The organism is Clostridium fallax (assembly GCF_900129365.1).
Classification (GTDB): domain Bacteria; phylum Bacillota; class Clostridia; order Clostridiales; family Clostridiaceae; genus Clostridium_AH; species Clostridium_AH fallax.
Genome location: NZ_FQVM01000008.1, coordinates 1 through 15,753 on the forward strand (window position 1 = coordinate 1; position 15,753 = coordinate 15,753).

General features: G+C 25.0%; 18 protein-coding genes and 1 riboswitch. Of the genes, 4 read left to right on the forward strand and 14 right to left on the reverse strand.

Annotated elements, in window-relative coordinates; translation table 11 throughout:
- Positions 1 to 212: 212 nt before the first annotated feature.
- The gene (locus BUA70_RS05685; RefSeq protein ID WP_072894594.1) at positions 213 to 761 is read right to left on the reverse strand and encodes a TetR/AcrR family transcriptional regulator; all 549 of its coding nucleotides are present in this window, start codon (positions 759 to 761) and stop codon (positions 213 to 215) included.
- A 181-nt stretch (positions 762 to 942) separates the two neighbouring features.
- Here BUA70_RS05685 and BUA70_RS05690 point away from each other — a divergent pair, with 181 nt between their 5' ends.
- Together BUA70_RS05690 and BUA70_RS05695 are read left to right on the forward strand one after the other, a co-directional pair.
- Positions 943 to 1,521, forward strand: coding sequence for a DUF1700 domain-containing protein (locus BUA70_RS05690; RefSeq protein ID WP_072894598.1), 579 nt, complete (start codon positions 943 to 945; stop codon positions 1,519 to 1,521).
- Between the two features lie 17 nt (positions 1,522 to 1,538).
- On the forward strand, positions 1,539 to 2,510 hold the full coding sequence (locus BUA70_RS05695) for a DUF4097 family beta strand repeat-containing protein (protein WP_072894601.1): 972 nt from the start codon (positions 1,539 to 1,541) through the stop codon (positions 2,508 to 2,510).
- 219 nt (positions 2,511 to 2,729) lie between these two features.
- Here the strand turns inward: BUA70_RS05695 and BUA70_RS05700 are convergent, their stop codons facing one another.
- Positions 2,730 to 4,016, reverse strand: a complete 1,287-nt coding sequence (locus tag BUA70_RS05700) for a dicarboxylate/amino acid:cation symporter (RefSeq protein WP_072894604.1) — start codon at positions 4,014 to 4,016, stop codon at positions 2,730 to 2,732.
- 297 nt (positions 4,017 to 4,313) lie between these two features.
- On the opposite strand from BUA70_RS05700, the gene BUA70_RS05705 reads away from it, so the two are divergent.
- Complete coding sequence (locus tag BUA70_RS05705) at positions 4,314 to 5,597, forward strand: alkaline phosphatase family protein (RefSeq protein WP_072894608.1); 1,284 nt, start codon at positions 4,314 to 4,316, stop codon at positions 5,595 to 5,597.
- A 358-nt stretch (positions 5,598 to 5,955) separates the two neighbouring features.
- The gene (gene rbr / locus BUA70_RS05710) at positions 5,956 to 6,543 is read left to right on the forward strand and encodes a rubrerythrin (RefSeq protein WP_072894613.1); all 588 of its coding nucleotides are present in this window, start codon (positions 5,956 to 5,958) and stop codon (positions 6,541 to 6,543) included.
- Positions 6,544 to 6,608: 65 nt separating this feature from the next.
- Here the strand turns inward: rbr and BUA70_RS05715 are convergent, their stop codons facing one another.
- The 12 genes from BUA70_RS05715 to BUA70_RS05770 form a co-directional block, all read right to left on the reverse strand.
- The gene (locus tag BUA70_RS05715) at positions 6,609 to 7,487 is read right to left on the reverse strand and encodes a TraX family protein (RefSeq protein ID WP_072894616.1); all 879 of its coding nucleotides are present in this window, start codon (positions 7,485 to 7,487) and stop codon (positions 6,609 to 6,611) included.
- A gap of 135 nt (positions 7,488 to 7,622) precedes the next feature.
- Positions 7,623 to 7,964, reverse strand: a complete 342-nt coding sequence (locus BUA70_RS05720; RefSeq protein ID WP_072894619.1) for an arsenate reductase family protein — start codon at positions 7,962 to 7,964, stop codon at positions 7,623 to 7,625.
- A gap of 5 nt (positions 7,965 to 7,969) precedes the next feature.
- On the reverse strand, positions 7,970 to 9,397 hold the full coding sequence (locus BUA70_RS05725; RefSeq protein WP_072894622.1) for an MATE family efflux transporter: 1,428 nt from the start codon (positions 9,395 to 9,397) through the stop codon (positions 7,970 to 7,972).
- Positions 9,398 to 9,608: 211 nt separating this feature from the next.
- Entirely contained in the window at positions 9,609 to 9,857 is a 249-nt protein-coding gene (locus BUA70_RS05730) for a CPF_0552 family protein (RefSeq protein ID WP_072894625.1), read from the reverse strand.
- Positions 9,858 to 10,071: 214 nt separating this feature from the next.
- Complete coding sequence (locus BUA70_RS05735; RefSeq protein ID WP_072894631.1) at positions 10,072 to 11,073, reverse strand: inorganic phosphate transporter; 1,002 nt, start codon at positions 11,071 to 11,073, stop codon at positions 10,072 to 10,074.
- A complete protein-coding gene (locus BUA70_RS05740; protein ID WP_072894634.1) occupies positions 11,066 to 11,689 on the reverse strand; it encodes a DUF47 domain-containing protein in 624 nt (207 codons plus the stop codon). The genes BUA70_RS05735 and BUA70_RS05740 overlap by 8 nt, the downstream gene beginning before the upstream one ends.
- Positions 11,690 to 11,904: 215 nt before the next feature.
- Positions 11,905 to 12,243 (reverse strand): DUF190 domain-containing protein, encoded by a 339-nt coding sequence (locus BUA70_RS05745; protein WP_072894638.1) that lies wholly within the window; start codon positions 12,241 to 12,243, stop codon positions 11,905 to 11,907.
- A 103-nt stretch (positions 12,244 to 12,346) separates the two neighbouring features.
- Positions 12,347 to 12,733: a fluoride efflux transporter CrcB gene (gene crcB, locus BUA70_RS05750; RefSeq protein WP_072894644.1), complete on the reverse strand. Its 387-nt coding sequence runs from the start codon at positions 12,731 to 12,733 to the stop codon at positions 12,347 to 12,349.
- Between the two features lie 49 nt (positions 12,734 to 12,782).
- A riboswitch (Fluoride riboswitch) is annotated at positions 12,783 to 12,844 on the reverse strand.
- A 105-nt stretch (positions 12,845 to 12,949) separates the two neighbouring features.
- Complete coding sequence (locus BUA70_RS05755; protein ID WP_072894648.1) at positions 12,950 to 13,951, reverse strand: substrate-binding domain-containing protein; 1,002 nt, start codon at positions 13,949 to 13,951, stop codon at positions 12,950 to 12,952.
- A gap of 315 nt (positions 13,952 to 14,266) precedes the next feature.
- Complete coding sequence (locus tag BUA70_RS05760) at positions 14,267 to 14,653, reverse strand: NifB/NifX family molybdenum-iron cluster-binding protein (protein ID WP_072894652.1); 387 nt, start codon at positions 14,651 to 14,653, stop codon at positions 14,267 to 14,269.
- 54 nt (positions 14,654 to 14,707) lie between these two features.
- Positions 14,708 to 15,145 carry a DUF134 domain-containing protein gene (locus BUA70_RS05765; protein WP_072894654.1) on the reverse strand — a complete coding sequence of 146 codons (438 nt, stop codon included), beginning with the start codon at positions 15,143 to 15,145 and terminating at the stop codon, positions 14,708 to 14,710.
- 264 nt (positions 15,146 to 15,409) lie between these two features.
- Entirely contained in the window at positions 15,410 to 15,727 is a 318-nt protein-coding gene (locus tag BUA70_RS05770; RefSeq protein WP_072894657.1) for a PTS lactose/cellobiose transporter subunit IIA, read from the reverse strand.
- Between the last annotated feature and the right edge of the window lie 26 nt (positions 15,728 to 15,753).

The following is a 15,753-nucleotide window of genomic DNA, read 5'->3' on the forward strand; positions in this document are numbered from 1 at the left end:
AATATAAAAATAATTTATAATCCTACAGGTATTAAATGTATAAAAATATATATTTTTTATTCTTAAATATACCAATTATAATAATTATGTTTTTAATTAAGTATATTTTAATGGATGAAACTTTATATGAATATATAAAAATTCATACTAATACTTAAAATGCAAAATAAAAATGTGCTTAATAGTTATTAATACAAATTAAATAAACCTTATTATAAAAAACTTTCATACTGTTCTAATATAAAATTTATGTTTTCTTCTCTATTATCTCCATCCACCTGTATTAATATATAAAGATTAGTTAATATTGTGTATGTTATCTTTTCTATGATTTTACTATATTTATTTATAAGATCCTTATTTATAATATTTTTAATTATATTTTGTAGATTCTCTACTATATAATTTTCCATTTTCATAAAATCAACATCATTATTATCTACTTCTTTCTTTAAATTTATACCTATTCCTTTTCTTTTTTTTATATCATCATAAAGAATAGATATTATTTTTTTAAAAATAACCTCTTTGTTAGAATCTTCTATTGAATTTAAATCTCTAAAAGTATAATTCCAGCTTTCCTCAAGAATCTTTAAAAATATTGACTTTTTATTAGGGTAGTAATTATATAATGTTCCTACTGCTATACCAGATTTTTTAGCTATAATTTTCATATCTACATTTCTATAGCCTTCATTATAAAAAAGTTCTTTTGCCTCTTTATAAATTTTCACATCTATATTTTGAAGTATTTTAGGCAATTAATCATCTCCTTAATTTGAATTTATCGGAATTATAATTCACTATATATGTTTTGTCAATTACATTTGTAATCCTTTTTATTTTCTTAATAGTCCTTAATAATTCCTTAAGATTGGCTTTTCACCGTTGTCACAAACTATTTCCATCAATATACTATAATTATAGAAAGGAGATTTTTATATGGGAAAAACCGAATATCTTAACATACTTTATAATGGACTAAGTGATTTTCCTAATGATGAAAGAGAAGAAATTCTTTACAAATACAAAGAGTTTTTTGAAATTAATCTTTCTCAAGGGAAAACTGAAGACGAAATAATCTCTGAGTTAGGAGATCCTTATAAAATAATAAAAGATTATAAATTACAAAGACAAAGTGAAATCAATAATTATGAATCTCAAAAAAAGAAAACTGGTTGTTTTTCTAAATTTATAATTTTAATTATAGTTTTATTTACTCTTATGCTTTTAGCACCTATATCTTTTGGACTTATTATAATAGTGCCTTTTGTTATTATAATATCTTTATTTTGTTTTTCATTAGCTTTAGGGATTTCTGGTATAGCATTGGCATTAAATCTATCTATACCTCATTTGTCAATACCTCCATCAATGATGTCCTTGCCATCTTCATCTATAATCTTATTTAGTATTGGAACTTTAGCATTAGCCCTACTAGTATGTGTTGCTTTGTTCTATCTAATTAAAGTTATTATAATTGGCATAAAAAAGACAATTAACTGGATAAGAAATATATAATAAGGTAGGTGAGACATTTGAAAAAAAAATCTTTCGGCAAAAAATTTACTATAATTCTTTTAATAATTATTATAGTATCCTATGGGAGTGCTTTTATAATTATAAAAAACTCTAATTTTTCTTTGCAAAATTTTATAAATGATTGTTTGTACAATCCTAATATCCATTTTGGATTTAACTCTTATAATAATTATAATAACTCTTATGATTTAAATTTAAATAAAACTCATAATTTAAATGATATTAATACAATTTCCTGTGACTTTCCTCTAGGAAACATATCAGTTATTCCTTGGGATGGAAGTGAAGTTAAAGTTACTTTTGATGGACATATTAGATCTAATGAAAATTTAGAAAATATAGATATAAGTTTTTCTAAGGAAGATTCAACATTAAACATATATTTATTAAAAAACAATAGTAATTTATGGACTCCTGATACCTTGAAAATTTATATTCCTAAAAATTATAACTCTAACTTACAGCTTTCTTCATCTACAGGTATTATTAATGTATGTGATTTAAATTATTCCGATTTAAAATTAGATACAATATCTGGGGTTATTAACCTTAAAAATATTACTTGCAATAACTTTTCATCTAATAGTGTATCGGGGAATATGCATTATGAAAATTTAACTGTAAAAAATTCAAATATAAATTCTACATCAGGAGATATTTACATTGATAATTTTAGTGGAGAATTAAATTCATCAACTGTATCTGGAGCTCTTAATTTAACCTTATCTTCTGTTAAAAATAACATTAAGTTTAATAGCACTTCAGGAAATGTATTTATTTATTTTCCTAGTAATTCTTCTATAAAATTTAAATGTTCTACTGTATCAGGTAATATAAGTTATCATTCTCCTACAAAAGATGAAAACTTACACAATAAGAGACAATTTAACTATATATTAAATAATGGAGATAATTCCATTGATATATCTACAATGTCTGGTAAAGTAGAATTTAATACAACTAATTAACATTTTAATTTATAACCTTTTAACGTATTATAAGAAGATTTTTATTACAAAGTTCTTCTTATGATATACAAAAGCATTAATAAATCTAATATCTTATGTAATTATATAAAGTAATTTAATTATGATTATTAATAAATCTAAATAAAAAGTATCCACTAGTAATATATTACTAGTGGATACTTTTTATTTCCGTATAGATTTTTAAATATCCATATACTTTTAAGCTACTATTAAATCTTCATCATCATTGTCATCATTTGAATAATATACATTAGTATCTAAATCATCTTCTGATTTTGCAATTATAGCTGTACAAATTGCATCTCCTGTTATATTAGTTGTAGTTCTAAACATATCTACTATTCTATCTACACTTAAAACTAAAGCAACACCTTCCATTGGTAAACCAACTTGTTGTAATACCATAGTAAGCATTACTACCCCTGCACTAGGAACCCCTGCTGTACCTATAGATGCTAGTGTAGCAGTTAATATAACCATAAGTTGTTGATGAAATGTTAAATCAATGCCAAAAACTTGTGCAATAAACATAACAGCAACTCCTTGCATTATAGCAGTACCATCCATATTAATAGTTGCCCCTAATGGTATTGTAAAGGATGAAATTTTTTCAGATACACCTAATTTTTGATTACAAGTTTCTATATTTACAGGTATTGTAGCATTACTACTTGATGTAGAGAAAGCTAATAACATAACACTCCAAAATTTCTTAAAGAATACTATTGGACTTAATCTTGTGAATGTTTTTAAAGCTCCACCATAAATAACAAATGTGTGTATAAATAGTCCAACTACAACTACTGCAACATATTTAAATAATGATAAAAGTATTGAAGTTCCTTGAGAAATTATAACCTGTGATATTAGCGCAAATACTCCTATTGGAGCCGCCTTCATTATTAAATCAATTATTTTTAATAAAACTGAGTTTACATTATCAAAAAATTCTACAACTGGTTTAGCCTTTTCGCCAACTAAAGTTGCTGCTACTCCAAATAATATAGCAAAGAATATTATTTGAAGCATATCTCCCTTTACCAAAGCTTCTATAGGATTTGTAGGTATTATATTTGTGAATATATCCATTATAAATGGTGCTTTTGCCGCTTCTACTGTAGATGCTCCATTTATGATAGCTTGTCCTTCAAATCCTGCACCAGGTTTTAAAATATTTCCTAAAAATAATGCTACTGTTACAGCAAATGCTGTTGTTGTCATATAAAATAAAATAGTTTTTCCACCTATTCTACCTAATTTTTTTATATCTCCTATACTAGCAGTTCCTACTATTAATGAACAAAGAACTAAAGGTATAACTACCATTTTTATTGCCCTTAAGAACATATTTCCTAAAGGAGCTAATCCCCATTTTATCAATTCATTATTTACATTAGTTGGAACTAACTTATTTAAAATTAATCCAAAGATTATTCCAAGTATTAATGCAACTAGAATCTTTAATGTTCCATTTATCTTTTTCATTACTCCACCTCTTTCGTGCAAGTTTTTCTATATTTATAATTCATGTAAAAATTATTATCTTATTTACATTCTTTATTTTAAGTGATTTTAAATAGTTTTTCAATAGCTTTTATAAAAAAATGCAAGTTTTTTATTAAAAAACTTGCATTTATCACTTATTTGCCTTATTCTTCTAAACTTTTATTCATAATTTTCCTATTAAATAATTAAAAATATATAAATATGTTATTAACTTAATTTAAAGATAAATTATTGTTGTATAATTAAGATAATATAGTTATTTAAGGAGGCTTAAAAATGGATAATGAATGTTGCATATTAATTTCTTTAGATGCTGTAGGAAAAAAAGACTATAACTGCATAAAAGATCTCCCTAACTTTAAATTTTTAATGGAAAATGGGTCTTATTCTTTTGATGTTAAAAGTATATATCCTACACTTACTTATCCTGCTCATGCCACTATAGTTACAGGAAAATATCCTAAAAATCATGGTATTATAAATAACTTTTTAACAGAACCAGAAAAAGAAAAAGCTGATTGGTATTGGTTTAGAAATTATATAAAAGGTGATACTATTTATGATTTGGTAAAACAATCTGGAAGAATTACCGCATCTATTTTATGGCCTGTTACTGCTAAAGCTAATATTGATTATAATATGCCTGAAATTCTTCCTCATAAAAAATGGCAAAATCAAATAATTGTATCTCTTTTAAATGGTAGTAAATATTTTCAATTTGATATGAATAGAAGATATGGTTATATGAGAGAGGGCATAAAGCAACCTAATTTAGATAATTTTTCTATGGCTTGCACTTTAGATGTAATAAAAAGATATAAACCAGATTTAGTTATGGTTCATTTAACAGATGTGGATTCATTTGCTCATAAATATGGTAGAGATTCTTCTGAAATCAATAAAGCTCTTTCAAGGCACGATGAAAGATTAGGTGTCCTATTAAGACTCTTAAAGGAAAAAGAAATGATGAAGAAAACAAATATTATAGTTTTAGGAGATCATAGCTTTAAAGATGTAAATAAAGTTGTAAAGCTTAATAAGCTTTTTTTAAAAAATAACCTTTTAGAAGTCAATGAAAAAAATTTAATCACTAATTGGAAAGTATATATGAATACTTGTGATGGTTCTTGTTATATATATCTTAATAAAGAAGAAAAAAATAATAGTACCCTAAAAAACAAAGTAAAAAATTTAATTTTGGATTATTCTAAGAAAAATAACAATTTTATAGAAAGATTATTAACTAGTGAAGAAGCTGCTTCTTTTGGAGCAGATCCAAATTGTACTTTTATGCTAGAAGCTAACGAAGGTTATTATTTTTTAACTGATTTAGACGGAGATATAATTCAAGATGTAGGAAGCACTTATGATAAAGGTACTCACGGATACTGTCCCAATAAAAAGGATTATGAAACTTTCTTTATGGCAGTAGGACCATCTATTAAGAAAAACTTTAGTATCGGCACCATGAATTTAGTAGATATAGCACCAACTTTAAGTAAAATATTAAATATCCATCTTAAAGATACAGATGGAAAAGCTATTAATATATTTAAATAATAAAGGATTCCGATAGGAATCCTTTATTATTTAAATATAAGTTTTAACTTTTTTCTATAGATTTAATAAAATAATAATATTTTAAAATTTATAAATTTTATTATTAGTCTTTACAGGCTATTCTCTTTAAAATTTTATACAAAAAGTGTATTATTCACAGTTAACAATATATTAACAAATAATTATTATTTTTTAATATAATCTAAGCTTTACTTAATCTTTGGATATAATATAAAGCTATTTTAATATATCTATTATATTTGCCTATTTTTTAACTTAGAGTTTTATTTTGTATTGCCCTATAATTTACTTAACAAGATAAATATAGTAAATATTTATTTATAGAGGAGTGATTGTTATGAAATCTTTAATAGGTACTGAAACAGCCAAAAATCTTTTAAAATCTTTTGCAGGTGAAAGCCAAGCTAGAATGAGATATACATATTTTGCAAGCACAGCTAAAAAAGAAGGATATGTACAAATATCAGAGATATTTACTGAAACAGCTAATAACGAAAAAGAACATGCTAAATTATTTTATAAATATTTAAGCTTAGATTTTGATGATAAAGGTATAGAAATATGTGCTTCTTATCCTGTATCCTTGCATGATAGCACAGCTAAAAATTTAAAAGCTGCTGCTGAAGGAGAGCATGAGGAATTTAGTGTTTTATATCCTACTTTCGCTAAAGTTGCTAGAGAGGAAGGATTCCCTGAAATAGCTCATACTTTTGAAGAAGTTGCTAAAGTTGAAAATAGACATGAAATTAGATATAGAAAACTTTTAGCTAATATAGAAAATAACAAAGTCTTTAAAAAAGAGGAAAACACTCTTTGGAAATGCTTGAATTGTGGATATATATATGAAGGAACAGAAGCTCCTGAATTCTGTCCTTGTTGCCATCATCCACAAGGATATTTCGAAGTATTTTGTGAGAATTATTAATAAATAAAAAATCAGTTAGGAATTTTCCTAACTGATTTTTTATTTAATGATGTTAATCTATAAAATTATTTAATCATATAATAGTTTATTATATATAATATCCATATATGTACTGGGTAAAATACATAAAATATATATCTATAATCCTTACCCTTTTTATCATTATAAAGATAAATGAATACTAAAGCAAATATCATCATCCACTGAGGACGTTCAATTAATTGAGCATTAGTTAAGCCAAGCATAAAGCTTGCTGAAAGACCTGCATAAGCAAGATATTGCATACGCTTTCTATCTCTAAACAAATAAAAAATAATTGTCATAAGTGGAGCTATAGCCATTCCTTCTGTTCTATATGATAACATTAAAGCTAAAATAAAAAACCATAATCCCTTAACAGGTTTTCCCTCTTTATATTGTTCATATCCCTTTATCATTATTAAAGATAGTGCCATAGATAAGAATATATTATTGTATAAAAAGAATTTTCCCGGAAACATTTTTTGTATGTATACATCTGCTAATATTATTAGAATAGCTCCTGTAACCGCTACCCCACTACTTAAATTTTTAATTTTATAAGTTATTATTGTATATATTGCAATTCCAATAATTATGGCTAAAGTTATCCAATAGTAATTAGTATTTTGTATATTTATTTGTCCTACTCCTAATACTTTACCTTCATTAACTATTTTAGGGAAAACAAAAGCTAATATAGTATTTCCTATAAACATTATCTCTGCTGCAATTAACATTCTCTTTATGTAATTTTCCTTACTTCTAGTATGTAAAAATCCATCTACTAGTAAATAGAAAAATACTGGAGCAACAACTCTACCTATCCAATGAAACCAAATAGGAGCTCCTGGTATAAAAGAGGATATGTGATCTAAAAGCATAAAAATTAACATCAATATCTTTAGTTGAAATCTGTTTATCATAATGCACCTCAATATTATTTTATTCTCATATTATATCATAGGATTTAAAAGCTTTACACCTTGATTTTTCTTTTAAAGATATATTAGAAGAGTTTATTAAAAATTTAATAAACTCTTCTAATATAAAATAAAAAATTACTCCCAAGTTTTCCAAACATCCGGTTCATATCCTATAGTAGCATTTTTTCCATTACGAACTATAGGGGTTTTACTTAATAATGGATTATTTAGTAATATTTCTTCTCTCATCTGATTGCTTCTTATATGCTCTATATTTAATTTTTTATATTCTTTAGATTTATCATCTATAATGTTATTGATATTTCCTACTGATAATCTTATAGATTCTAATTCTCTTTTACTAATGCCTTTAACAGTTAAATCTATAAACTGATATTTTATTTTTCTTTCCTTAAAATATCTTTCAGCTTTTTTAGTATCAAAACATTTTTTAATTCCAAATATCTGTATATTCATAATTGTTATTCTCCTTCTTCACAAATGCTTCTATTACCTTCATCATTATTATATAATTCTTCTTTCTTATTATCTAATTTTATTATTTTTCTTTCCCATTTTCCTCTTCTATATATTATAAATCCATAAATACAAATAATAAGGTTACTAAAACTCATAGAAAACCATATTCCAGAGGAGCCAATATCAGTAAAATACTTAAATAATAAAATCATAGGAAGTCTTACAAACCACAATCTTCCTATCTCCATATACATAGAATATTTTGTGTGTCCAGATCCTTGAAATACTCCTTGAAGCACACTAAATATTCCCATAAGAGGCATAGAAGCTAATATATATTTTAAATATACTATACCTTGGTTTATAACTTCCATATCATCTTTCGATTGCATAAAGAAATTAATTATAGCTCTATCCTTCCATAATATCAAAAATACTCCTACTATTGATATTAAAACTACAAATTTAATTGATTTTATAAAAGCTTCTTTTGCTCTATTCATTTTATTAGATCCTAAATTTTGTCCAACAATTGCTGTTAATGCTGCTCCTATTCCCATAGCTGGTTGCATTACTAAAGATGTTATCCTATTAACCATAGCAAAAGCTGCTATAGTAGATGTGCCATAAAAGGCTATAAAACTATTCAATACCATAAATCCTAAGGCTGAACCTGATTGCCCTAAAGATGAAGGAACTGCCACATTCATTATTTCCTTTAATATATTCTTATCAATTTTAAAGTTTTTAAAATCTAGTTTTATTGACCTATTTCCTCTAAACAATATAAATAATCCTACAAGTGCTAATAATATTTTTGATATTATAGTTGCAATAGCAGCTCCTGCTATACCCATATTAAAATTAAATATTAAAATAGGATCTAAAATTACATTTATAATAGCACTTATACCACTTAATATTGTAGGTAATAAAGTATTACCTTCTGCATTTAAAACAGAATTAAAGTTAAAAAATAAAAAAAGAAATGGTATTTCTAAAAAGGTTATCTTTAAATATATATTACTATAATAAGCTAGTTCTCCTGTAGCTCCCATAATATCTATTATAAACGGACTTATAATAAATCCTATTATGGAAAAAGTTACAGAGCATAAAAGAGATATAACCACTAATTGGCTAACATACTTATTAGCTTTTTTTTCTTCTCCAGCTCCTATTAATTGAGCTAATATAGATGTTCCTGCTATAGAAAGCCCTATTCCTATAGAAATAAACAAAAAGTTTACAGGCCACACAAAAGATGTAGCAGCAAACTGGACTGATCCTAATTTACTAACCCATATTCCATCTGCTACATTATAAAGAGTTTGAATTAAATTATTAATGATAATAGGAAAAGATAATACTATTATGACTCTATACAAATCCCCATTAAGTATAAAGTCTTTTCTAACCTTATTATTCATTAAATAGCCCCCTTTAATATTATTTTTTATGATATTTAAATTTTATCATTATACTTTTTTATATTTAAACTTTATTTTGTATAATACTTATTATTTTATAAATTTAGAATTAATAATATGACTTACTTCTAAAAACTTATAGTATTAAAAATAATAGCAGCTTAGTTTCTACGGATTATAAAAACTAAGCTGCTATATAAAAGTAAAATTATTAAATATGTAAAATTTTCGCTTCAACTCCATCTAAAACATTTAACTCATTAAGAAGTTTTTCTATTTCATCTTTTTTATCATGTAGTAAATTTAATAAGATTAATCCTGATTGTGAACAACTATCCTTTGAAGCTTCATGAAGGCCAAGTCTAGTTTGAATTATACATCCATAGCTAGTAAGTATCTCTTGAACCCTTGGTGCTAAAGAATTTCTTGGACTAATTTTAATTGCCATAATAGTAAACATATATTTTTCCTCCTTTAAATATATTCTTCTTATATAAAATCACTAAAATAATTTTTAATTAATAAATTACTTTATATAAGTAAATATATCTTTATTATATATATTTATACTAATTTTTATAATTTATAAATTATATATATCAATAAAAGCTTATTATAAAATAAAACCTATAATATATTAAAAACTTTAAATATATGTTCTTATAATTAAAAATCTAATGGATAAATAACTTTAATATAATTACCATCCCTGCTGAGATCAATGCTGTAATTGGTATTGTAAGAACCCAAGCCCAAACAATACTTTTTGCAACTCCCCATTTTACTGATTTTAAATTTTTTGATGCTCCAACTCCAAGTATTGTAGTTGAAATTATATGGGTTGTACTAACTGGAGCATGAAAAAAGCTAGCTAAGCAAATTACTCCAGCAGCTCCTGTTTGAGCTGCAAATCCATTTACTGGTGTTAGCTTAGCTATTCCACTTCCCATAGTTCTTATTATCTTTTTACCACCTATAGATGTTCCAATTGCCATAGCAGTAGCACAGCAAAATATAACCCATATAGGAACATGGAATTCTGTTATAAATCCTCCACTTAAAAGAGTCATAACTATTATACCCATTGATTTTTGTGCATCATTTCCCCCATGATTAAAAGCCATAAAAGCTGCTGAAAATATCTGAAGCTTTAAAAATGCTTTATTTACATTAGATGGTCTAAAAGGACGTAGTATCCAGTTTAATATTACCATAAAGATATAACCTACAATAAATCCTATAAGAGGTGATAAAAATAACCATAATATAACTTCATTAAATAGATTATTCCAATTAACTACGTGTACGCTCCAATTATATGCAATTCCTCCTCCTACTAAAGCTCCTATTAAAGCATGTGAAGAACTACTAGGAATTGCAAAATACCAAGTAATTAAATTCCATATTATAGATGCAACTAAAACTGTTGCAATAACCCATTGTGGTATTAATGTATGTGAAACTATGTTATCTCCAACAGTTTTAGCAACTGCTGTACCAGAAAAAGCTCCTAAAAAATTAAATACAGCACAAATAATTATTGCCATTTTAGGCGTTAGAGCCCTAGTTGAAATAGATGTTGCTACTGCAGTTGCTGTGTCATGAAATCCATTTATAAAATCAAATAGTATAACTAAGAGTATTATACCTATTGTTATTGATAATGCATTATACATGCTTCATAACAACTCCTTCAATAATATTAGCAACACCTTCGCAGCTATCTATTGTATTTTCTAAGAATTGATATATTTCTCTCCATTTTATTATTGTTAAAACATCATTATCACTTTTAAATAAGTCAGTAATAGTTTGTCTAAAATATGTATCTCCATCATTTTCTATCTTATTTATTTTAATAACTTTTTCTAATATAATCTTACTTTTCCCCATGTTTTTAAGATCATTTATCATATATAAATTTTCTTCCGTAGCCTCTACTATCATATCACACAATCTCTTAGCTTCTTTAGTAACTTCATTTATATCGAACATTACAAATCTATGCATAGCCGCCTCTATATGGTCAACTATATCATCCATCATTTTTATTATGTCATATATGTCTTCTCTATCAATTGGCGTTATAAAGGCTTTATTAAGTTCCTCTATGGTATCATGAACTATCTGATCTCCTCTATGCTCTAATTCCTCTACATTTTTTACTTTCATTTGTTTATCTTGAAGATTGTCCATTGTTTCTCTTAATGTGGCAGCGGCTTCGCAAACATTTTTTGCAGATAAAGAAAAAAGCTTATAAAATTTATCTTCTTTAGGATTTAAATTAAACAAAATATTCATCTCCCTATAAGTACTAAATGTCTATATTTTATTTACTAAATATATAATTTGTTCCAATAAATTCAGTATATCATAGGGATTTTTTATTTTAAATAAACATTACTATGATTAACCTAAAATTAACATTGAATGAAAAAATTAATATTATATATAATATTTCCGTGATGATAAAATAAATTGTTTATATTTTTATAGAAATCTGAATTTTATTTATCCTTTTTGAAAGTTATTATATCAACGTTATCTACTATTACAATTTTTCCACTTTCAATCATAGGTGATAAAATTTCAATAGCATCATTAACTCTACTTTCTAAGGCTGCTACTTCTATAAGTATAGGTAATTTTCTTGATAAAACTTCTAAAAAATCTGAATGAATTTTTCTTTCCTGCCCAAATCCTTCAATTCCTCTAATTATAGTTGCTCCAGATATTCCTTTTTCCTTTAACCTATCAATTATTACAGTATAAAGAGGCTCCCCTTTATATTTATCATTTTCTTCAATGAATATTTTTATTAATTTACCCTTATTTATCTCTTTCATAAAATATTTTTTAGTAAGAGAAAGTGCTTTAGTAATCTCTTACTAATTCCTCCTTTCTTATATATATCTATATCATAGTACAAAATACTTTATTTATATATTTCTAAACTAAGATTTTTGCAATAGCCATTCCTAGAACTACTCCAATAAAACTTAAAATAACATTTAAACCTAAGTTAGCAATTCCTATAATATATTCTCCTGAATTTAACATACTAACTGTTTCATAAGAAAAAGTTGAAAATGTTGTGAGACCTCCCATCATACCTGTTGTTAAAAATAACTTTTTATTAGGAGATATGATAGTTGTATATAAACTTAACCTCATTACAAAACCTATGATAATAGCTCCTATTATATTTGCTATTAAAGTTCCATAAGGAAAATTAGCTCCAAAAACTTTTGCTGCATTTATTGAAATTAAATATCTAAGAGCAGCTCCTATAAACCCACCACATCCAACTATAAAGATTAACTGTAATTTTTGCATTTTTTCACCTCATATCTAAAAAATAAAAAACTCCTACATAAAATAAATATTTTATGTAGGAGTCATCAGCTTTTTTCGCGGTTTACGGTTAACTCCATAACCTATTAAAATGTAATTTATAATACATTTTTATAATAACTCATATATATAATAAATTCAATATTTTATTATAAGAACTACTATTTATAATAAAAGCTCCAAAAATACATATGGATTTTAAATCAAACTTTCCCTAAAAATAATTTCTCCATTTATTATTTTACTTTTACTTTTAGGTAAATGATTTTTATAAAGATATTCAAACATAATTTTTCCTGCTAAGTAACCCTCTTCTCTCCATCGTTCAACTACAGTAGCTATTATTTTTTTATCTAATATTAATTTTTCCATAGTTTTTCCCATACCATTGCCTACTACTTTTAATTGTGATTTTGAATACCTATTAGCTTTTATAACTACATCTGATAAAAATCTACTGCTATAAATTCCTGTAATATTTTTATCTAAGTATTTATTTAATAATTTATCTATGTTTTTAGATAAATTACTATCATAGACTGGTCCAACTATATAATCATTTTCTTCCTCTTTCATTCTATCTAAAAAACCATCTATATAAAGCTTAGATGATATTCTATCATCTGATGTATCTAATACTAAAATTTTAGATTTTCTATCTATTATATTTATAAAAATATCAGCAACTATTCTTCCTGATTTATAATAATCTACTCCTACATGAAATATACTATCATCTATTGATGAATCCAATGTAAGAAAAAAGATATTAGGATTTTTATTTCTAATTTCTTTAATCTCACTTTTTAGTAATGGAGTTATTATTATTCCGCTAGGCTCTTCTTCTCTTATAATTTTCTCTAATTGCTCTAATTGTTTTAATGAATCTTCTATATCCGTTTCTACTATATTTATCTTATATCCATAAAACTTAAATTCTTTTTCTGCTACTCTTAGTCCCTTTATTAATTCTTCTGTATAATACTTATTTTTAGATTTTATTATAAAAGCATATATTTTTTTTGGTTTTTTAGTAGCTAAAGAGCTGCTTATTGGATTTTTAACATAACCTAGTTCTTTACATAATTTAAGAATCTTTTTCTTGGTTTCAGGTTTAATATTGGAGCTACCATTTAAAGCTCTAGCTACAGTTGTTCTAGATATATTAAGTCTTTTTGCTATATCTTCTTGTTTAACCATTTCTACCTCCTAAAGTTTATATAATACAAGCTTTCATATGTTAATTATTATAATAAAAAGATTAGAATAAATTAATAAATAGAATTCTATAATAAATAGTTTCGCTATAGTAAAATAAACCATCTTTCTAATTATTATTTTAAACATAAAATAATATGTAATCTATATTTAATTAATAAAATTTAATAACTTTAATAATATAATAAACTTCTTGTATCTAAACATATATTTTAATTTTAATAATGAAAAAAACCTTATCTTTCAGTAATTTAATTAACTAAAAGATAAGGTTTTTTTATAATCCTATATTAATTATTAATGACACTTATGATCTCCATGGTGATGGTGGTGGTGATGTTCTCCATGATGGTGACTACACATAACTTCTTTATCTTCAAGTTTACTACTTAAATATGACTCTAAAGCTTCATCAATAGTCATATTAGCACCTCTTATAACCTCTAAATTATTTGCTCTTAAAGCATCATAAGCACCTTTTCCAATACCACCTGTAATAACTACTGAGGCTCCTTCTTTTATAAGTAAATCTGAAAGTCCTCCATGATTATGTTGTAAATCATTTACTGATACTTCCTTCTTATCAACTACTTTTCCATCTTCAACAGTTACTATAATAAAACTTTCACTTTTTCCAAAATGTTGATTTATCATTTCTCCATTTTTAGGCATTGCTATTTTCATTTAAAACACTCCTTTATATAATCAAATATTTATAATATTAATTTATATTAATATCTATTTTTTATTGCACCACTTTTTACAGAAATCAGCTTTTTTGCTACAAATAATATTCTTAGAACCACAGGAAGGACATTTGTGTTTATCATCTTCATGTTTTATTTCATAAACACTTTCACAATCTAAACACTTAAACCTACATAAATTCGTAGTATAGTTACCACCACTTATTCTTATTGCATTTCCTTGTGTTAAAGCTAGAGCAATTTTTTTTCTAGCACTATCTATTATATTTTGAAAAGTTTGCCTAGAAACCTCCATACTTTTTGCACATTGTTCTTGATTTAAATTTTCTATATCTTTAAGTCTCATAGCTTCTAGCTCTTCAACCTTTAAAATCATTTCTTCAATTTTACACTTTGGTTTTCCAAGAGGCACAAAATAATTATCATTTGGGAAAAATTTAACTCTTCTAAACTTAGTAGGTCTTACCATTATATCCTCCTTATTTACTTACTTTATTTAGTTTATTTTTAATATTTATCATATCATTTTAACTTATATAATAAAAATAAGCTAACAAGAATAGTAATTGGCATTTGCTAATTACTATTGTAATCTTATTTATAGTTATTGTCAAATGCCAATAAATATTATAAGCTTTTATTTATATAATAGCTTTATATATTTATCTTAAAATATATAAAAGATTTGCTAAAAAATATTATTAAAAATAATTTTGTAGCAAATCTTTATAATCTAACTTTGTGTAAATTTATATAAATTAATAAAATGTTTTATTAAATCCTTAATAAGTAAAACAGATTCTAAACTATCCTGAGCACTTACCATCATAAATATTTCAGGAACTTTTTCTTCATTATCATCCATATAAAAAATTTTCTCTTTTATTTTTTGTGCAACCTCAACACAATCATTACCTTCCCCTATTAAAATCTCTGCTTTATCAAAATCCCCTTTTTCACATTTATCTAAAGCCTCTATGTATTTTTTTCTAGCATTAGTTGTAAAATAAAGCATTTCCTTTGAATTAAACTTAATATCAGCTCTATCCATCTCAATACCCTCCTTTTAAATTATTT